This window comes from Pseudomonas sp. RC10, assembly GCF_038397775.1.
GTDB lineage: Bacteria > Pseudomonadota > Gammaproteobacteria > Pseudomonadales > Pseudomonadaceae > Aquipseudomonas > Aquipseudomonas bambusae.
In genome coordinates, this window is the sequence record NZ_CP151650.1 from 4265346 (window position 1) to 4284692 (window position 19347).

The following is a 19347-nucleotide window of genomic DNA, read 5'->3' on the forward strand; positions in this document are numbered from 1 at the left end:
TTTTTATAAGGCTGACGGCGGGAATGTCCGTCAGCGACAGGCATCAGGGAATCCGTTCCAGCGGGGTGTCAGCGAACGATGCCACGTCCGCGCAGCGCGTCGATGTCACCCGAGGCGTAGCCCATTTCTTCCAGCAACTCGGCGGAGTGACTGCCCAGCGACGGCACATTGAGGCGGGTGTCGAAGCGACGGCCATTCATCTCGAAAGGCAGCATCGGCACCTTGACCGCCTCGCCATCTTCCAGCGTCAGATGGGCCAGGCCACCCGACTCGTTGAGGTGCCGGTCGTCGAACAGGTCCTGCGGACGCTGGATCGGTGAAAACGGCAGGCCGGTCTGTTCGCACAGGTCCATGACCTCCTGTTTACTCATCTGCGCCAGCCGTTCACGGACCGGCGGCAAGATCCTTGCTCGGGCTTGAACGCGCTGGGTGTTTTTCGCCAGCGAAGGATCACGGCCCAGTTCGGCAAAACCAAAACGCTCGCAAAAATTGACCCACTGGCTGTCGCTGACCACGCCCATGAACACTTGCTCATCGCCCAAGGTATTGAATACGTCGTAGATGGCCCAAGCGGATAAGCGACTCGGCATCGGTGCCGCCGGCTTGCCGGTGGTCGCCATCTGCATCATGTGCTGCCCCACCAGAAACGCCGAGTTCTCGAACAGGCCGGTCTGCACGAACTGCCCTTCCCCGGTGTGCTTGCGCTGCCACAGCGCCGCCAGAATCGAGATGGCGCTGAACATGCCGCCCATGACGTCATTCACCGACGCCCCTGCGCGCAACGGACGGCCTTCCGGACCTGTCATATAGGCCAGGCCCGTCATCATCTGCACCACCTCGTCCAGCGCGGTGCGATGTTCATACGGCCCCGGCAGAAAACCTTTCATCGAGCTGTAAATGATGTCCGGCTTGATCGCCTTGACCTGCTCATAGCCCAGGCCGAGTTTATCCATGGCGCCAGGGCGGAAGTTTTCGGTGACCACGTCAGCGCTTTCGATCAGCTTGCGGACGGCGGCCATGCCCTCCTCAGTCTTGATGTCGACCGCGAAGCTTTTCTTGTTGCGGTTGTAAGTCATCCAGTAGCCCGCGCCGGAACCGGTCAGACGTCGGGTATTGTCGCCTTCCGGAACGGGCTCGACCTTGATCACCTCGGCGCCAAGATCCGCCAGCACCAACCCGCAGGTCGGGCCCATGACCATGTGCACGAACTCGACCACGCGCACGCCGGCCAGCGGCAGCGCCTGAAGCTTCTGATTGAGCAGGCTCATCGCGCGCCTCCGGCGTAGTGGAAATTCTTGCCGACGCCTGCGTCCGGAATGAAGCCATACAGCGGCTCTCCCGGCAGGCCCTGTTTAAGCCAGGTACGGGCGGCCACCAGCTTGTCGATGTCCACGCCGGTGCGCAGGCCCATGGATTCGAGCAGGTAGACCAGATCCTCGGTCACGATATTGCCCGACGCCCCCGGCGCATAGGGGCAACCGCCGATGCCGCCTTGAGAGGCATCGATGGTGGTCACGCCGACGTCCAGCGCCGCGACCACATTGGCCAGGCCCTGGCCGCGGGTGTTGTGGAAATGCGCGCTGCCGGCCTTGCTGCCGATCTCATTGCGCAGACGCGTGAACACGCGACGCACCTGCGCCGGATTGGCGTACCCCACGGTGTCGGCGAGTCCCACCTCATCGACGCCCAGCTCAACCATGGTCAGGGCCATGCGCAGCACATCGTCTTCCGGCACCTCGCCCTGAATCGTGCAACCGAACACCGTCGACAACCCGGCCTCGACCTCGACATGAGGGAAGCGCTCGTTGCGCAGGGCCATGACCGCGCGCACTTCGTCGTACACCTGTGGGTGGGTCTTGTGGATGTTGGCCAGGGAATGGGGTTCACTGACGGAAATAGGCAGGGTGATCTTCTGCACGCCCGCGTTGAACGCCGCTTCGGCGCCCTTGAGGTTCGGCACCAGTGCGGTGACGAACACGTCAGATCGCTGACGCATGTGCGCCACCAGCTCCGCGGCATCGGCCATTTGCGGCAGCAGTTTCGGAGAAACGAACGAACCGACCTCGATCTCTTTCAAGCCCGCGTCGGCCAGCGCCGTCAGCCATTGAAGCTTGAGCGCCGTGGGCATGGTCGCGCTGACGCTTTGCAGGCCGTCGCGGGGGCCGACCTCGCTGATCAGGATGTCTACGTTGTTGTTCGGATTCATCGCCGGGTCTCCGGGTATTGGAATGCGGTTGTTCTGTCTGATAGAACGATGTTCTGAAATAATCATGAGCCGATAAAATCCCCCTGTCAACGCTACTCACCCCGAGTCATACGCCAGCGCTTTTGGGACTGATCGGGAGTGTTCGGGCGGGATCACGTAATGCCATCCTGACCAATCCGGCGGGTTGACAGCCGAAAAAATAAAGTTGAACCTTGTTCTGTCAGAAAACATGACGTTCTGTCTGATAGAACAATAACAACATGGCGAAAAGGCCTCGTCACCGGCAAGATCGGTGCTTTCCCGTTCGCCCCCGTAGGAGCTGATCCTGTGAGCCTGTACGCCCCGCCTCGCGATTTGCCGACCCGCGTGTTCACCACGCTGCCCGAAGCTTTCTGCAAAGACGGCGACTCCGACTGGGTACGCGCCAACAAGCCCGGGCAGAAGGTCAAAAGCTTTCTTGAAGGGCCGTCCTTCGACCGGGACGGCAATCTTTACGTCACCGACATCCCCTACGGCCGCATCTTGCGCATCGACTCTCAGGGCCACTGGACCTTGATCGCCGAATACGATGGCTGGCCCAACGGTTTGAAAATCCACCGCGACGGACGGGTTTTCATCGCCGATTACAAGCATGGGATTCTGACCCTCGATCCGCACACCGGAACGGTGACCCCCTTCCTCACCCACAGCCGCAGTGAAGGCTTCAAGGGCGTCAACGACCTGTTCTTCGATGCCAGCGGCAAGCTGTACTTCACTGATCAAGGCCAGACCGGACAGCAAGACCCGACCGGTCGCGTCTATGCCTATGACTTGGACAAGCAAACCCTCATGCGCCTGATCGACAACGGTCCGAGCCCCAACGGCCTGGTCATGGACCTGGCGCAGAACGCGCTGTTCGTGGCGATGACACGGGGCAATGCGGTCTGGCGCCTGCCAATCCAACGCGATGGCGGCACCAGCAAAGTAGGGATTTTCACAGCCATGGCCGGGGGCGTCAGTGGCGCCGACGGCATGGCACTGGACAGCGAAGGCAACCTCTATGTGTGCGATGCCGGGAATGGCTGCGTCTGGGTGTTCGACCCTCACGCCGTGCCGCTGTACCGCATCCGCTCGTGCACCGAAGGCCGCACCCTGACCAACCTGGCGTTCGGTGGCGAGGGCAATCGGCAATTGTTCATCACCGATTCCTCCACCGGCTCCATCCTGGTCGCCGACTTGCCCCATAGCGGCCAGCCGATGTTCTCGCACCGCTAGGCCCTTAATCCGCTGAACCCTGTGCGCCAGGCGCACGGGTTTCGTTCGGCCTGAAGAAAGCGAGCCCCGTTGCGCTCGCTCCCGACAAAACCAATAAAAGGGACGCCCATGTTGATCTTTCTGAGCTACGCCATGATCGCCTGCTTCATGTACCTGATCATGAGCAAGCGCCTCTCGCCGCTGGTGGCGCTGCTGCTGGTGCCGATTGCCTTCGGTTGCCTCGGCGGCTTCGCCACGCAACTGGGCGGCATGATGTACGACGGCGTGAAGATGCTCGCCCCCACCGGGATCATGCTCACGTTCGCGATCCTGTACTTCTGCATGATGACTGATGCCGGGCTGTTCAACCCGCTGATCAAGGTGCTGCTGCGGCTGGTCAAGGGTGATCCGCGCAAGATCGTCGTCGGCACCGCCGTGCTGGGATTGTGCGTCGGGCTCGATGGCGACGGCGCCACCACCTACATCATCGCTACGGCGGCTTTTTTGCCACTCTATCGTCTGACCGGCATTCGTCTGCAGGTCATGGCCACCGTGTTGCTGCTGGCGATCGGGGTGATGAACATTCTGCCTTGGGCTGGGCCGTTCTCGCGGGCGGCCAGTGCCATGCACGTCGACATCACCGAGCTGTTTCTGCAGATGGTGCCGATCATGATCGCCGGTGGCGTGTGGGTGATTTTCGCGGCGTGGTGGCTGGGCCGGATGGAATATCGCCGCCTGGGTATCGTCAGTGTCAGCGAAGACAAAGTGCTGGAAGGCTACGCGCACATTCGCCTGAGCGACCCGAAATTTCTGTTCAACGTGGTGCTGACCGTCGCCCTGATCAGCTCGATGATGCTCAGCCTGATGCCGCTGCCGATCCTGTTCATGGTCGCGTTCGGGCTTGGCTGCCTGGTCAATTACCCGACGCTGAAACAACAGAAAGAGGTCATCGGCCGTCACGCCGACAATGTGCTGGCCGTGACCCTGCTGATTTTCGCGGCGGGGATCTTCGTCGGCATCATGGGCGGCACCGGAATGGTCAAAGCCATTTCTGACAACCTGATCGCCATCCTGCCGGAGCAGGCCGGACACGGTATGTCGGTGATCACGGCGCTGCTGAGCATGCCGTTCACTTACGTGCTGACCAACGATGCATTCTACTTTGGCGTGCTGCCCATCCTCGCCGAAACGGCTGCCCACTACGGCATTGGCTCCCACGAAATGGCCATCGCCTCGCTGATCGGCCAGCCGGTTCACTTGCTCAGCCCATTGGTGGCCTCAACCTACCTGCTGTGCGGCCTGCTGGACATCGACTACGGCGACAACCAGCGGGTCTCGCTGAAATGGACCTTCGGCACCGTGCTGGTGATGCTGATCGCGGCCATCGCCATCGGCGCAATCACGGTCATCAACTGACGTGCAACGCGGACGCCGATGGCTTGGCGTGATTAGGCCACGGCGTCCAGTTCGGTCAGCAATTCGCTTGGAAGCCTCAACTCCGCCGCACCGAGGTTCTCCCGCAAATGCGCCACCGAAGACGTTCCCGGAATCAGCAGGATGTTCGGCGAACGTTGCAGCAGCCAGGCCAGCGCCACATTCAGCTGCGAGGCGCCGATGCGCTGGGCCACGCTGGCTAGCACGTCCGACTGCAGCGGCGAGAAACCACCCATGGGAAAGAACGGCACATAGGCAATCCCCTGCTGAGCCAGCTCGGCGATCAATTGTTCATCAGCACGATGGGACAGGTTGTAGTGGTTCTGCACACAAACCACCTTCGCAATGCCTTGAGCCTCTTTCACCTGTTTGCTGGTGACGTTGCTCAAACCCAGATGCCGAATCAGCCCCTGCTGTTGCAGCTCGGCCAATGCGCTGAAACCTTCGGCAATGGACTCGTCGCCCGGCGCATGCAAGTGGCCCCACGCTCGTAGATTCACCACGTCCAGCACCTCCAGACCCAGATTGCGCAGGTTGTCGTGCACCGCGCTGACCAGTTCGGCGGGGCTCTGCGCCGGGTTCCACGACGCATCGTCACCGCGCACAGCGCCCACTTTGGTCACGATCGTCAGGTCATCGGCGTAGGGGTGCAGCGCCTCGCGAATCAACTGATTGGTGACATGGGGACCGTAAAAGTCTGACGTGTCGATGTGATTCACCCCCAGCGCCAAGGCTTCGCGCAACACAGCAATCGCCGCTTGCGGGTCTTTCGGCGGCCCGAATACGCCTGGCCCTGCCAACTGCATCGCACCGTAACCCATGCGGTTAACGGTACGGTCGCCCAATTGAAACGTGCCTGCCTTGCTCGCGTCGCTCATGTCGCTTGCCTCTCTAAAAGGGTGTCAGGCCACTATAGGCGTTGACGGACCGCTCGATAATCCGGTGCAATCGGCACAGGTCGTACGGCTCACCGAACAATCCCCCCACTCAAGAGCACATCATGGCAGCGGATATTCAGGATTTGATGGCCTTCGTGGCCGTGGTCAAGGCCGGCGGTTTTCGTGAAGGCGCGCGCCTGAGCGGTCGATCGGCGTCGAGTCTGAGCGACGCCGTGCGGCGCATCGAATCGGGACTGGGCGTTCGGCTGCTCAACCGCACCACCCGCAGCGTGGTGCCGACCGAAGCTGGGGCGAGGCTGATGGAACGCATCGTGCCCGCACTGGGCGAAGTGGAATCGGCGCTCGACGTGGTCAACGACTTCCGCGATCGCCCGTCCGGCACCCTCAAACTGAACGTCCCCGCCAGCGCCGCGCGGCTGGTGCTTCCCGCGATCATTACGCCGTTTCTACAGGCCCACCCCGACATCCAGCTGGAAGTCATCGTCGAAGAAAGCTTCGTCGACATGCTCGCCGCCGGTTGCGACGCGGGCATTCGCTACGATGAACGCCTCGAACAAGACATGATCGCCGTGCCCATCGGCCCGCGCTTCCAGCGCTTCGCTACCGCCGCCTCCCCCGCCTACCTCGCCGCCCGCGGCATCCCGCAACACCCTCGCGACCTCCTCGACCACGCCTGCCTGCGCGGCAAATTTCCCAGCGGTTCGATGCCAATGTGGGAATACGAAAAAGACGGTGAAATCCTCCACGTCGACCCCTCCGGCCCGCTCGTGGTGCGCATCGCAGGCGCCATCGACCTCGGCATACAAGCCGCCGTCGATGGCCTGGGTGTGGTCTACCTGTTCGAAGACTGGCTCCGCCCACACATCGAGAGCGGCGCATTGGTGCCGATTCTGGAAGACTGGTGCATGACGTTCAGCGGCCCTTTCCTTTATTACCCCGGACGCCGGTATGTGCCGTCGCCGTTGCGGGCGTTTGTGGACTTCATCAAAGCGGATTAAAAGCATCCGAGGACTGGCGCTCCGCTGACTCACGCCGCTCCCCAATCATCTCGTAAAGCTGCTGAGCCGCCGCCGACAGCACCCGCCCCCGTCGACGAATCAAGCCGATGGTGCGGCTGACCACCGGTTCCACCAGCGGCACGCTGACCAATATCGGGTGGTCATCGGCGGGCATGGCCAGGCGTGGCACGGCGGCGATGCCGACACCTGCTTCGACCAGGCTGACGACGCTCATGACGTGCCGCACTTCGCAGAACGAGCGCGGCAGGTCCGGGGCGTCGGCCAGGGCCAGGTCCAGCAGCAGACGGTTGCCGCTGGCTTTGGCCACGCTCATGTAGTCGTACGCGTTGAGCTCGGCCCACGTCACGGCTGGCCGTTTCGCCAAAGGATGATCGCGGCGGCAGGCGACGACGAAGGCTTCTTTGAGCACGGGCTGGAAATCGATGTTGGCTTCCTGAACACCAATGTAGTTCAGGCCGAAGTCCACTTCGTTGCGCACCACGCTGGAGAGCACGTCGCTGGCGCCTTCGTCCATCACGCGGATGACGATGCGCGGGTAGCGTTCGTGGAATTCGCGCAGCACTTGCGGCAGAAAATAGCGCACCACCGAAGGCACGCAGGCCACGCTGACTTCGCCGCTCATGCGTCCCGCGACGTCGCCCAGCCCGATCAGCGACTCGTCGAGGCTGTTGAGGATCTCACGGGCCTTGCGGGCGAAGTCACGACCGAAGGCCGTGAGGTCGACGCGCCGGGTCGTGCGCTCCAGCAGGCGCACGCCCATTTTCGCTTCCAGCTTGGAGATCCGTCGGGACAGCGCAGGCTGCGACAGGTGCAGGTCCAGCGCGGCGGCGCTGAACGTTCCGAGTTCCGCGACTGCAACGAAAGCGCGCAGGTCGCTCATTTCCAGATTCATGTGTGGCATGCATAGATCCATCAGATTGTTGCAATTCAAATGCTACCACTGCTGCGCCATGATCGCCGGGTGCTGCTCGGCACGTGCAACCAGACAATCATAAAGAGAAGGAGCGCACCCTCATGAACACGATCAATCGCCGCGGACTGCTCAAGGCAGGGGCCATCGCCTCTGTCGCCGCCGCCACGCCCGGCCTGTCCCTTTCAGCGCTGGCGCAAGGAGAAGCTCAGGGAAGCACTCAAGGGGACACTATGAAAACTGCCAACCCTGCTCCAGCGCCTGAACCGGTCACCCGCATTCTCGCGCGCTATTTGGTGAACGCCCGCTACGAAGACCTGCCCGCCAACGTGCGCAAGGAAGGCACGCGCACCCTGCTCAACTGGGTCGGCGTCGCGGTCGGCGGGTCTCATCATGAGACCGTGGAGCGGGCGCTGTCGGCGCTCAAGCCTTTTTCCGGGCCGCCCCAAGCCGGTTTGCTGGGGCGCTCGGAGCGGCTGGACATCATGAACACGGCCTTTCTAAATGGGGTCGCCAGCCACATTTTCGACTTCGATGACACGCACCTGAAAACCATCATTCACCCGGCTGGGCCGGTGGTGTCGGCGATTCTGGCGTTGTCGGAGTACCACCCGGTGTCTGGCAAGGATTTCCTCAACGCCGTGGTGCTGGGCGTGGAGACCGAATGCCGCATCGGCAACGCCGTGTACCCCAACCATTATGACGTCGGCTGGCACATCACCGGGACCGCCGGGGTGTTCGGCGCGGCTGCGGCGGCGGGCAAGATTCTGGGGCTGAACGAACAACAGATGGTCTGGGCCCTGGGCCTGGCGGCCTCGCAACCGGTGGGGCTGCGCGAGTCGTTCGGCTCGATGAACAAGAGCTTCAACCCCGGCCGTGCGGCCAGTAACGGTCTGTTTGCAGCGCTGCTGGCCTCGAAGGACTACACCAGTTCCGACGGCATGATCGAGGCCAAGCGCGGCTGGGCCAACACCATCAGCACCAAGCAGGATTACCGCGAGATCACCGAAGGCCTCGGGACACGCTACGAGGCGGCGTTGAACACCTACAAGCCCTTCGCCTGCGGCATCGTGATTCACCCGGCACTGGACGCGGCGATTCAGCTGCGCAATCAGAACACGCTGACCGACGACCAGATCGCTCGCATCGACCTCAAAGTGCACCCGCTGGTGATCGAACTCACCGGCAAGAAAACGCCGAAGATCGGGCTGGAAGGCAAGTTCAGCATTTACCACTCGGTGGCGGTGGCGATCATCGAGGGTGCCGCGGGCGAACGGCAATACAGTGATCGCGCGGTCAACGACCCCAAGGTCATCGCGCTGCGCGAGAAGGTCACGGCGACCATCGACCCGTCGATCAAGCCCGAACAGGTGGACATGACCATCACACTGAAGGATGGCCGCACACTGCATAAATTCATCGAGCACGCGATTGGCAGCCTGGAAGTGCCAATGACCGATCAGCAGCTGGAGGCCAAATTCACCGACCTGGCGAAAGGCATCCTGCCTGATGCCCAGATCCGCAAGCTCATCGAAACGTGCTGGTCGGTGGAAAAACTGGCGAGCGCGGCGGAGATCGCCAAGGCAGCAGTGGTCTAGCGGCTCAATGGTGAGAGCCCTTTAGCAGCACGGCTCGCCGACGGCGCGATCTTGCGGACTCAACCGCCGGCAAGCCGTGCTGCTACAGCGGGATCGCGGCGTGCACGATCTGGCGTCGCGTGGAAAACCTGTGGGAGCGAATTCATTCGCGAAAAGGGTTCGGGCAATAGAGACGTTGAGACTGCACCGCCCCCTTCGCGAATGAATTCGCTCCCACAGGAATGAGTGCCCGCAGGTGAAAACAGGCGCGCATGACCTCAGCGGGCTGAACACGCCCTGTAGCCGACCCGTTTCGACTGGGCAATAATGCACGACGTTTTTCCGCGCCCACCCAGAAGGAATTTTCGTGTCGTCGAACGGTTCAACCCCTGCGTTGCTTGAGGTCAGGAAACTGAGCCGTCTGGATCAAAGCGGCACGACGCAACTGCTGAAACCCACTGATTTTTTCCTGATGCCCGGTGCGCAGGTCGCGATCACCGGGGCGTCCGGTTCGGGCAAGAGCGTGTTCCTGCGTACGTTGGCGTCGCTCGATGCGCCGTCCACCGGCGAGATTCTGTGGCAGCAACGCCCGCTCTCCAACGACACGATTCCGCACTTCCGCACCTGCGTGGCCTATGTGGCGCAACGCCCGGCGTTGATCGAGGGTTCGGTGCTGGACAATCTGCAGTTCCCGTTCACCCTGAACGCCCTGCGCACGCGCACGTTCAACTTGGCCTACGCCACCGAACTGCTGGTGAAAGCCGGTAAGAACACCCCTTTTCTGAGCAAGTCTGCCGGGGATTTGTCCGGCGGCGAATCGCAGATCGTCGCGCTGATCCGCACCCTGCAACTGGCGCCGCAGGTGATGCTGTTCGATGAACCCACTTCCGCTCTCGACCCGGCCTCGGCGGCCGCCGTCGAGTCGTTGGTGCTGCATTGGTTCGAGGAAGGCGCGGGGACGCGGGCGTACATCTGGGTGTCCCATGACCCCGAGCAGGCGCGCCGGATGAGCATCCGACATCTAACGATGAATCAAGGCGTGTTGCGGTCGGGAGCCGACGCATGAATTACCAGAACCTGTCGTATGTGGACTTGGCCATCGCGGCCACGCTGATCCTGATCAACGGCGTGTTGTCGCTGGTGCTCAAGCTCGGGTTGGGGCGCCAGTTGTTGTGGGCGTCGGTGCGCACGGTGGTGCAGTTGCTGGCGGTGGGTTATCTGCTGGGCTGGGTATTCGCCCACGCCGAATGGTACGTGGTGCTGCCGTTGATGTGCCTGATGACGCTGGTGGCCGGGGTGTCGGCGGCGGGCCGGGGCAAGCGCACGTACGCCGGGCAGTTGATGGACAGCGTGGCGTCGGTGTGGAGCAGCTCGTGGCTGGTGGCGGCCATCGGTCTGTTCGTGATCATCCGCATCCGGCCGTGGTACGAGCCGCAGTACGCGATTCCGATTCTCGGGATGATTCTGGGCAACACCCTCACGGCGGTGTCGCTGGGCATCGAGCGCATGACTCAAGAACTGACCTCCGGTCGCAACACCATCGAGATGATCCTGGCGCTGGGTGGCACGCGCTGGGAAGCCGCTCAGGGCGCGGCGCGGCAAGCAGTCCGTGCGGGGATGATGCCGACGCTCAACCAGATGTCGGTGGTGGGGATCGTCAGCCTGCCGGGGATGATGACCGGTCAGGTGCTGGCCGGTGAAAACCCGGTGGATGCGGTGCGTTACCAGATCATGATCATGTTTCTGATTGCGGCGGGATCGGCGTTGGGCACCGTGTGCGCGGTGCTGCTGACGTTCCGGCGGCTGTTCACGCCCGACCATCGCTTCATGATTCATCGGCTGGTCGTCCGACGTTGAAATCGAGCATCACGAACCTGTCATAAAGCAGTATTATTCTGCCATCACCTCGCGGCAGGAAATACATGCAGTGGTCCGCCGATCGTTCTCCTCCCTCAGTTTCCTCCAACGCCTGCTGATGACGCTCTGCGCCGCGACGCTGGTGTTTCTCTGGGCGCTGTATGGCCAACAGAAAGCCACCTCGCACCATGAAGCGCTTGCCGCCAAATCAGCCGAACACCTCAATCTGGCCACCATCGCAGCCGAAAACCTGCGCCAGCTGGTTGACCGGGCACAGGCCATTGGCCGGGTGACGCGAGGTGATATGGACGACCTCGGCCAGCGCCACCAGGGGCTGGTGCGCATGTTGGCCGAAGACCCGGTGTTCAAGCGCATGAGCCTGTACAGCAGCGACGGTACGCTGCTGTCCGCCAGCCATTTCGATGAGCTCCGCCAACTGCCGCCGGAATGGCTGAGCCAAATGCAGCAGCACGCCGAGCACTATGGGTACAAGGCCCTGTTGCCGAGCGCGCCTGCCACCCAGACCAATACGCTGCTGCCGAGCTGGCGCCTGCCCTTCCTGCTGCCACTGGTGGATTCAGCGACCGGCAAGATGGACAGCATTCTGATGGTGCAACTGGACGTCGGCTACCTCGCCGCCCTCTTCGAACACATCGACCTCGGTCAGAGCGGCATGATGCGCCTGCTCGACAACGACGGCCACGAACGCCTGCGCATCAGCAGCAGCGGCGTGATGGTGTCGGGTGTCCCTATGATCCCGGAGCTGTCTTCCGGCAACGAGGTGACGGGGATGCTGACGCAAATGTCCCGGGACACGCCGTACCAGAGCATGTACCTGCGCGTGCCGCAACGGGGCTTCAGCGTCGTGGTGAGCCAGGCTGACGGCGAAATCCTCGCCTCGTCCCGTCGGACCTATGAACGCCAGTTGTGGCTGAACCTGTGCATGACCCTGCTGATTCTCGGCAGCCTGATCTGGACCCTGCGGGTGTTGCGCAAGCGCCAGGAGGCGTTCAACGCGCTGGAACAGGCGCAACAGGTCAATCAGGAGTTGATCGATCGCCTGGAAGACGAGCATCGGCGCAGCAGCCACGCCGCCGCCACCGACCACCTGAGCGGCCTGCACAATCGCCGTCAATTTCTGGAAGTCGCGGCCCGCACGCTGTTCAGCCAACGGGGCAAGCGGCGTCTGATGGCGATTCTGTTCATCGACATGGACCGCTTCAAATCGATCAACGATTCCCTGGGCCACAAGGTCGGCGACATGCTGCTGCAAGCCGTGGCCGGCCGTATCAGCCGCATGCTGGAGCCCGACGACGAAGCGGCGCGCTTTGGCGGTGACGAGTTCGTCGTGCTGCTGGCCGGTGAACGCTCTGAAGAACAGATCGACAGCTGGGTGCGCGGGCTGGTGCAAAAGCTCTCGGCCATCTATTCCCTCGGCGATCACGAAGTCACCACCAGTCCCAGCGTTGGCGTCAGCATTTGCCCGCGAGACGGCCAGGACGTCGAGGACCTTATTCGCAGCGCCGACGCCGCCATGTATTCGGCCAAGCGTGCGGGTCGCGGCCAGTATCGCTTCTTTGACCCGTCACTGAACGTCGCCGATGTCGAAGAGTTCATGCTCGAACAGGCCTTCGGCAATGCCCTGAGCGAACGTCAGTTCGTGCTGCATTACCAGCCTCAGATTCGCCTCGACACCATGATCGTCGACGGCTACGAGGCGTTGGTGCGCTGGGAACACCCCGAATTCGGATTGTTGTACCCGGACCGATTCATCTCCCTCGCCGAACGCAGTGGCTTCATCATCGCGCTGGGTTGGGAAGTGCTGCGCCTGGCCTGCGAAACCCTCGAACAGTGGCTCAAGGAAGGCCGTCAGTTGCGCCTGGCGGTCAACGTCTCCGCCATTCAATTGCATCAGGCCGATTTCAGCGACCGGGTGCTGGCCAAACTGGCGCGACACCGCATCCCCGCACAATGGCTGGAACTGGAAATCACCGAGACCACGCTGCTCGATCAGGAGGGCCGCGCGGTGGAGCACCTGCAGCGTCTGCGCGAAGCGGGGATGCACATCAGCCTCGACGATTTCGGCAAGGGCTATGCCGGTTTCGCTCACTTGCAAGCGCTGCCGCTGACCAAGCTGAAAATCGATCGCACGCTCATCGCGCCGCTGTCCAACAGCCCGGACGACAGCCCCATCGTGTCGTCCACCATCATTCTCGCCAAGCGCCTGGGGCTGACGGTGGTGGCCGAGGGCGTGGAAACCCGCGAACAGGTGGTGTGCCTGAAAATCGCCGGGTGCGACGTGGCGCAGGGTTACCACTTCAGCCGCCCATTGGCAGCGGCACAACTGGCCGAATACCCGCCCTTCATCCACTCGGCTCCAACGGACGCGACTCACAGGGATGCGACGGAAAACACATGCACGCAGTGAAATGCCTTAGCGCTGTTTTGGCAGGCCTAATGTTCAACGTCTGCGTGGCCGCGCCGGCTCCGACGGCGCCCTCTCCGGCAGCGCCCTTTTCAACCGCGCAGTGCACGCAGCACAGCCTGCGCATCGCGGTGATTCCGAAAAAGAGCATGGACGAACTGCTCAAGGAACAGAAACCGCTGATCGAACGGCTGAGCAGTGCCACCGGCATTCCTGTGGAAATCGTGCCTTCTTCATCCTACGAGAGCGTGGTCGATGCCATCGTCTCGGGCGGCGTCGACATCGCCTGGCTGGGCCCCGCGTCCTACATGCTCGCGTACCAGCGTGACCCGCGCATCGAACCCTTTGCCAGCCTGACCATCAACAACGGCTTCTTCACCCCGGCCGGTCATCATTATCAGGCCCTGCTGCTGGCCCGCAGTGAAGTCGCCAGCAACATCGACGCCTTGCGCGGCAAACGCGTGGTCCTGACCGACCCCGCCAGCACCTCCGGGAGCCTGGTGCCGAACACTGAATTCTCCCGATTGACCGGAATTCCGCTGGCGCAGTTCTTCGGCTCCATTGCCTATTCGGGTTCTCACGACAAGTCATTGGACGCCCTGATCAACCGCAAGGCCGACGCGGCGTTCGTGTCCAGCGTGCGCGCCGATGAATACCTCATCAATGGCCTGATCAAGCGCGACACCTTCAAGGTGCTGTGGCGTTCGGAACCGATCTACTACGACCCTTTCGTGTTCAGCGGCAGTGTCTGCCCCCCGCTGAAGGAAAAGATCCGCGCCGCGATGCTGAACGATCAGCAAGGGCTGGCAGGGTTTCTGGCATCACAGAAAGCCTCCGGGATTGCGCCGGTCAGCCACGCCGAATACGCGCCGTTGCTGCGCATGATGCAGGCCGAACCGGTGGCGCCATGAACCATGATGTTCATCTTCAGTGAAGGGAAAGTGGCGCATAATGCGCCCGCCACGTTTCCACGATGAGGGTCACTGAGATGTCAGTCGTTCATAAAGCGGCTCAGGTGGGGTTTTCGACGCAAGCGGGGGCCTACACTCAGGGCCGACCGGATTATCCGGATGAACTGAGCATCTGGCTCAGGCGCACCGTGGGGATCGACGAGCAAGCCTCGGTGGTCGACCTCGGTGCAGGTACGGGCAAGTTCACGCGATTGTTGGCCCCCCTGACCGATCACCTCACCGCCGTCGAACCGGTCGAGGCGATGCGTCGGGAGTTCGCCAAGGGCCTGCCCGACACGGACATCGTTTCCGGAACGGCCGATGCCCTGCCCTTCACAGATGGCGCCGTCGACGCGGTGGTCTGCGCCCAGGCCTTTCACTGGTTTGCCAATGACGCGGCGCTCGCCGAGATTCACCGGGTGCTGAAACCGGAGGGTCGTCTGGGACTGATCTGGAACGTGCGGGACGAGTCCGTGGACTGGGTCGCCGAGATCACCCGCATCATCACGCCGTACGAAGGCGACACCCCGCGCTTTCATACCGGCCAGTGGCGCCAGCCCTTCAGCGGCCCGCACTTCGCCCACCTCGAACTCACCTGTTTCAACTACAGCCACTCCGGCCCTGCGGAAACGGTGATCATGAACCGTTTTCTGTCCGTCAGTTTCATCGCCGCGCTGCCCGACGCCGAGAAAGCCGTGGTCACCGAACAGCTGCGCGACCTGATCAAGACCCACCCCGCCCTGCGCGGCCGCGACAGCATCGACTTTCCCTACCAGACCCAGGCCTACCTGTGCCGACGGCTGGATTGATCAAAGGTAATCCTCGTGAAGATCATTCGCAGTAAAGCGTTCACCGGCGACCGCGCCTGGGCAGCACTGGACATCGCCAACATGAACGGCATCACCACCCGCCTGCACTGGACTGACCAGCCGTACAAATGGCACGTCAACGATGGTCAGGAAGTCTTCGCCGTTTTGGACGGTCGCGTTGAAATGCATTTCAAGGCAGACGGCGTCGAGCAGTCGACGATCCTGGAAACCGGCGACGTGTTCTACGCCTCGGTCGGCACCGCCCACGTCGCCCACCCACTGGGAGTGGCGCGGATTCTGGTGGTGGAGAGCGAAGGGAGCGTTTAGCCCTTTCCGATCGCGCTGAATCAGTCGTCGGACACAGTGACGAGGGAAGTCTTGTCTTGCGACGCGAAACGCTGCGCGTACTCCTTCGGCGTCACTCCCAACCGTCGAACGAACGCCTTGCGCAGCACATCGACGCTGTTGTAACCGCAGCGGCAGGCGATTTCCTCCATGGAGCGCCCGCCCATCTCGAACGCACGGCACGCGGCTTCAAGACGCACGTCTTCGACGTATTTCGCCGGGGTGGTGTTCAGGCCTTTCTGAAACTGGCGAATCAACGTACGAACGCTGGTGGACATGCGGTCGGCGAGCATCTCCACGGTCAGTTCGGTGTGTAAATGCTCGCTGATCCACACGCACAGTTCTTCCAGCCCCGAACCCGCAGTGCGTTGGGATTGCAGGGTGACGCTGAACTGCGCCTGCCCGCCGGGACGCCGCAGAAACAGCACCAGGTTGCGGGCGACCTCCATGGCAATCGCGTCGCCCAGGTCCTCGCTGACCAGTGCCAACGCCAGATCGATCCCTGCCGAGATCCCCGCCGAGGTGTAGACGTTTCCGTCCTTGATCCAGATCGGGTCCGGGTCGACGTTGACCTTGGGATAACGCTCCGTCAGCTCCTGCGCCACGCCCCAATGGGTGGTCGCTCGCCGACCGTCCAGCACCCCCGCCGTGGCCAACGCGAACGCCGCCACGCAGATCGAGCACAGCCGACGCACGTCCGTTGACCGCTGCTGAATCCATGTCAGCGCGGACTGATCCAGATGGCCGAGGGTCTTCCAGCCGGTCGTGACGATCAGGGTGTCAATCGGCAGGTCATCCCGCCGTTCCTGTTCCAGCGTCTTGTGGGCCAGAAGGCCAATGCCAGTGCCGCTTTGCATCTGCACATCAGCGCTCGAAGAGATCAGTTCCAGCCGATAAGGGGGCGCGTCGGCGGCGAACAAGCTGTTGGTGAAACTGAAAACCTCAGCCGGACCGATCACGTCCAGCGCGTCCACCGGGGGTAACGACAGAATGACGACCCGTTTCTGCGGCGTGTGCAAGGCCCGGGTCTGGAGGCGGGTTGGCGTGGTCACGGGACGTCTCCGGTTGAATGGATGAAGAACACGATCTTGGCACGAATCGACTGAAAACAGTCAATTATGACGATGGCAGGACCCTAGACTCGGCGGCAGACCCACTTCTCAGGTAAGCGCCATGACTTCTCCCATCTCCCTCGGTGGCATCATTGCCCCGGACACCGACCTGACCCGCAAAGCCAGCGCGCTGGTCGAGCGGGTGCATTCCAAGGCTCTGCTCAACCACGTCCACCGCTCCTGGTGGTTCGCCGATTTTCTCGGCCAGCAGCGTGGCCTGAAATACGACCGCGAAGTCGTTTACCTCGCCGCCCTGATGCACGACCTCGGGCTGACCGAGGCATTCGCGGCCGACCAGCGTTTCGAAGTGGATGGGGCGGATGCCGCCAGCCGTTTCCTGCTCGACAACGGCTATGCAGACGCGAAGGCGCAACTGGTCTGGGACGCTATCGCCCTGCACTCCAGCGCCGGGATCGCCGACCGTAAACAACCGGAAATTGCCCTGATCTACATGGGAGCCCACGTCGACGTCATGGGCCTGTTCATCGACGAAATCACTCCGTCGCTGATCGACGACACCCTGGCGCTGTACCCGCGCCTTGGCATGAAGGCGGCGTTCACCCAGGCCGTCGCCGAAGTCGCGCGGAAGAAACCGCACACCGCCATCGGCACCGGGCTGGCGGACGTGGGAAGACGGCACATCCACGGCTTCGATTGCCCGAACGTGTGCGACCTGATCGACAACGCGCCGTTCGACAGCTAAGCGGAGGTGTCCATGATTTCTGACTGGCTTTGCGGGGTGCTCGCCCGACGCGGGATTCATTATGGCTGGGCAATGGTCGCGGTGACGTTTCTGACGGCCCTGATCACGGCGGCCTCGGTGGGCGCGCCGGGAATTTTCATCGTGCCCATGCAGATGGAGTTCGGCTGGAACACGCTGGAAATCTCATCGGCGTTGTCGATTCGCTTCGTGCTGTTTGGCCTGATGGCGCCGTTTGCCGCTGCGCTGATGAACCGCTACGGCCTGCGCACCGTCACGATCACCGCGATTCTGGTGATCATGGTCGCGCTGCTGATGTCGCTGAGCATGACCAAGGTCTGGCAGTTGGTGGCGCTGTGGGGCGTCGCGGTCGGCATCGGCGCAGGAATGACCGCGCTGACCCTGGGCGCGACGGTTGCCTCACGCTGGTTCAGTCACCGGCGAGGGCTGGTGATCGGCATGCTCACCGCCAGCACCGCCACCGGGCAACTGATCTTCATGCCGATTCTGGCAAATATCACCGATCACTACGGTTGGCGCTGGGCGTTGATGTTGATGTCCGTCATGCTCGCGGTCGCGGGTTTCGCCGTGCTCATGATCATGCGCGATCGCCCCGGCGACATGGGCCTGCGCCCGTATGGCGACACCGGCGACGTTGCGCTTGCCACGCCACCTGTCAGTGCGGCGTCGATCTTCGCCGCGTCGTTGAACACCTTGCGTGACGCCGCGAAGAGCCGGGTCTTCTGGATTCTGTTCAGCACCTTTTTTATCTGCGGCGCCACCACCAACGGTCTGGTGCAAGTCCACTTGATCCCGATGTGTGGCGATTACGGCATTTCACAGGTCAAGGCAGCCGGGTCGCTGGCGGCGATGGGGGTGTTCGACCTGATCGGCACGGTGGCGTCTGGCTGGCTGTCGGACCGGTTCGATAATCGTCGGCTGCTGTTCTGGTACTACGGGTTGCGGGGGCTGTCGCTGATCGCCCTGCCTTTCACCGACTTCTCGATCTTCGGCTTGTCGGTGTTCGCCGTGTTTTACGGCCTCGACTGGATCGCCACCGTGCCGCCCACTGTCCGCCTGGCCGCCTCCCGGTTCGGCGCCGAACGCGCCGGGCTGGTGCTTGGGTGGATCTTCGCCGGGCACCAGATCGGCGCCGCCGTTGCGGCATTTGGCGCAGGCTGGTCGCGCACGGCGCTGTTGAGCTATCTGCCCGCGTTTTTCACCGGCGGCGTGCTGTGCCTGATCGCGGCAGTGACCATCCTGTCAGTGCGGGAGCAGAAAGCGATGCCCAACGCCGTGACGAGCTGATGGCGGTACGAGGGTTGCCTGAAGATTCAGCGCAGCCCCGCGGCAAACGCCTCCAGTTGCGTAATCACCGCGTTCCAGCCGTCGAAGAAGCCGAGCTGTTTATGCTGCTCGCACGCGTCTTCGTCGGGGTGCATGACGTGGGCGGTGTAGCGGGTGCCGCCGCCTTCATCGCTCATCATCACGATGGCGGTGAACCCCAGCCAGGGCGTGGCCGGGCGCCAATCGGCGGTGAGCATGGAGGTGAACACCAGCCGCGACTGTGGCACCACTTCCAGAAAGCTACCGGGGTTGCCGCTGCTGGCACCGTCCGGTCCGGTCATCAGCGTATGAAAGGCCCCGCCGGGTCGTAGATCGAAGGCTTTGACCTCGGTCACCCACGGTTTGGGGCACCACCATTCTTTCAGCAGATCGGGGTCGGACCACGCACGCCAGAGCGCGGCGCGGGGGACGTTGAGTACGCGGGAAATGATCAGGTCGTGAGGGTGGCTGTTTTCAGGTGTGTTGAGCGACATGGCGGGCATCCTCTTTTTAGGGTTGTCGGGTTTGCCGAGGGGATCGCACGG

18 protein-coding genes are annotated in these 19347 nt (G+C 62.6%); 12 read left to right on the plus strand and 6 right to left on the minus strand.

Annotated elements, in window-relative coordinates:
• Nucleotides 1–68: 68 nt before the first annotated feature.
• Complete coding sequence (locus AAEO81_RS19535; protein WP_341958615.1) at nt 69–1268, minus strand: CaiB/BaiF CoA-transferase family protein; 1200 nt, start codon at nt 1266–1268, stop codon at nt 69–71.
• The gene (locus AAEO81_RS19540; RefSeq protein WP_341958616.1) at nt 1265–2206 is read right to left on the minus strand and encodes a hydroxymethylglutaryl-CoA lyase; all 942 of its coding nucleotides are present in this window, start codon (nt 2204–2206) and stop codon (nt 1265–1267) included. The genes AAEO81_RS19535 and AAEO81_RS19540 overlap by 4 nt, the downstream gene beginning before the upstream one ends.
• A 327-nt stretch (nt 2207–2533) precedes the next feature.
• On the opposite strand from AAEO81_RS19540, the gene AAEO81_RS19545 reads away from it, so the two are divergent.
• Both AAEO81_RS19545 and AAEO81_RS19550 read left to right on the plus strand, forming a co-directional pair.
• Nucleotides 2534–3460 (plus strand): SMP-30/gluconolactonase/LRE family protein, encoded by a 927-nt coding sequence (locus tag AAEO81_RS19545; RefSeq protein ID WP_166597393.1) that lies wholly within the window; start codon nt 2534–2536, stop codon nt 3458–3460.
• Nucleotides 3461–3568: 108 nt separating this feature from the next.
• On the plus strand, nt 3569–4855 hold the full coding sequence (locus AAEO81_RS19550) for a citrate:proton symporter (RefSeq protein WP_341958617.1): 1287 nt from the start codon (nt 3569–3571) through the stop codon (nt 4853–4855).
• 32 nt (nt 4856–4887) lie between these two features.
• Here the strand turns inward: AAEO81_RS19550 and AAEO81_RS19555 are convergent, their stop codons facing one another.
• Nucleotides 4888–5751, minus strand: coding sequence for an aldo/keto reductase family oxidoreductase (locus tag AAEO81_RS19555; protein WP_341958618.1), 864 nt, complete (start codon nt 5749–5751; stop codon nt 4888–4890).
• Nucleotides 5752–5873: 122 nt separating this feature from the next.
• On the opposite strand from AAEO81_RS19555, the gene AAEO81_RS19560 reads away from it, so the two are divergent.
• A complete protein-coding gene (locus tag AAEO81_RS19560; RefSeq protein ID WP_341958619.1) occupies nt 5874–6770 on the plus strand; it encodes a LysR family transcriptional regulator in 897 nt (298 codons plus the stop codon).
• On the opposite strand, the gene AAEO81_RS19565 is transcribed toward AAEO81_RS19560, so the two are convergent.
• Entirely contained in the window at nt 6757–7692 is a 936-nt protein-coding gene (locus tag AAEO81_RS19565; RefSeq protein WP_341958620.1) for a LysR family transcriptional regulator, read from the minus strand. The two genes, AAEO81_RS19560 and AAEO81_RS19565, sit on opposite strands and share 14 nt — an antisense overlap.
• A 113-nt stretch (nt 7693–7805) precedes the next feature.
• On the opposite strand from AAEO81_RS19565, the gene AAEO81_RS19570 reads away from it, so the two are divergent.
• The 7 genes from AAEO81_RS19570 (at nt 7806) to AAEO81_RS19600 (ending at nt 15646) form a co-directional block, all read left to right on the plus strand.
• Complete coding sequence (locus tag AAEO81_RS19570; protein WP_341958621.1) at nt 7806–9299, plus strand: MmgE/PrpD family protein; 1494 nt, start codon at nt 7806–7808, stop codon at nt 9297–9299.
• 346 nt (nt 9300–9645) lie between these two features.
• Nucleotides 9646–10344: an ATP-binding cassette domain-containing protein gene (locus AAEO81_RS19575; protein ID WP_341958622.1), complete on the plus strand. Its 699-nt coding sequence runs from the start codon at nt 9646–9648 to the stop codon at nt 10342–10344.
• The gene (gene fetB / locus AAEO81_RS19580; RefSeq protein WP_341958623.1) at nt 10341–11135 is read left to right on the plus strand and encodes an iron export ABC transporter permease subunit FetB; all 795 of its coding nucleotides are present in this window, start codon (nt 10341–10343) and stop codon (nt 11133–11135) included. Before AAEO81_RS19575 ends, fetB begins: the two co-directional genes overlap by 4 nt.
• 70 nt (nt 11136–11205) lie before the next feature.
• The gene (locus AAEO81_RS19585; protein ID WP_341958624.1) at nt 11206–13563 is read left to right on the plus strand and encodes an EAL domain-containing protein; all 2358 of its coding nucleotides are present in this window, start codon (nt 11206–11208) and stop codon (nt 13561–13563) included.
• A gap of 29 nt (nt 13564–13592) precedes the next feature.
• Nucleotides 13593–14471, plus strand: coding sequence for a phosphate/phosphite/phosphonate ABC transporter substrate-binding protein (locus tag AAEO81_RS19590; protein ID WP_341958625.1), 879 nt, complete (start codon nt 13593–13595; stop codon nt 14469–14471).
• Nucleotides 14472–14548: 77 nt separating this feature from the next.
• On the plus strand, nt 14549–15319 hold the full coding sequence (locus tag AAEO81_RS19595; protein WP_341958626.1) for a class I SAM-dependent methyltransferase: 771 nt from the start codon (nt 14549–14551) through the stop codon (nt 15317–15319).
• A 15-nt stretch (nt 15320–15334) separates the two neighbouring features.
• The gene (locus AAEO81_RS19600; protein WP_166597384.1) at nt 15335–15646 is read left to right on the plus strand and encodes a cupin domain-containing protein; all 312 of its coding nucleotides are present in this window, start codon (nt 15335–15337) and stop codon (nt 15644–15646) included.
• A gap of 20 nt (nt 15647–15666) precedes the next feature.
• Here AAEO81_RS19600 and AAEO81_RS19605 read toward each other — a convergent pair whose 3' ends face one another.
• Nucleotides 15667–16716, minus strand: a complete 1050-nt coding sequence (locus AAEO81_RS19605; protein WP_341958627.1) for a helix-turn-helix domain-containing protein — start codon at nt 16714–16716, stop codon at nt 15667–15669.
• 121 nt (nt 16717–16837) lie between these two features.
• On the opposite strand from AAEO81_RS19605, the gene AAEO81_RS19610 reads away from it, so the two are divergent.
• Nucleotides 16838–17479 (plus strand): HD domain-containing protein, encoded by a 642-nt coding sequence (locus AAEO81_RS19610; RefSeq protein WP_341958628.1) that lies wholly within the window; start codon nt 16838–16840, stop codon nt 17477–17479.
• A gap of 12 nt (nt 17480–17491) precedes the next feature.
• Nucleotides 17492–18784 carry an MFS transporter gene (locus tag AAEO81_RS19615; protein WP_341958629.1) on the plus strand — a complete coding sequence of 431 codons (1293 nt, stop codon included), beginning with the start codon at nt 17492–17494 and terminating at the stop codon, nt 18782–18784.
• Between the two features lie 26 nt (nt 18785–18810).
• On the opposite strand, the gene AAEO81_RS19620 is transcribed toward AAEO81_RS19615, so the two are convergent.
• Nucleotides 18811–19296 (minus strand): SRPBCC family protein, encoded by a 486-nt coding sequence (locus AAEO81_RS19620; protein WP_341958630.1) that lies wholly within the window; start codon nt 19294–19296, stop codon nt 18811–18813.
• Between the last annotated feature and the right edge of the window lie 51 nt (nt 19297–19347).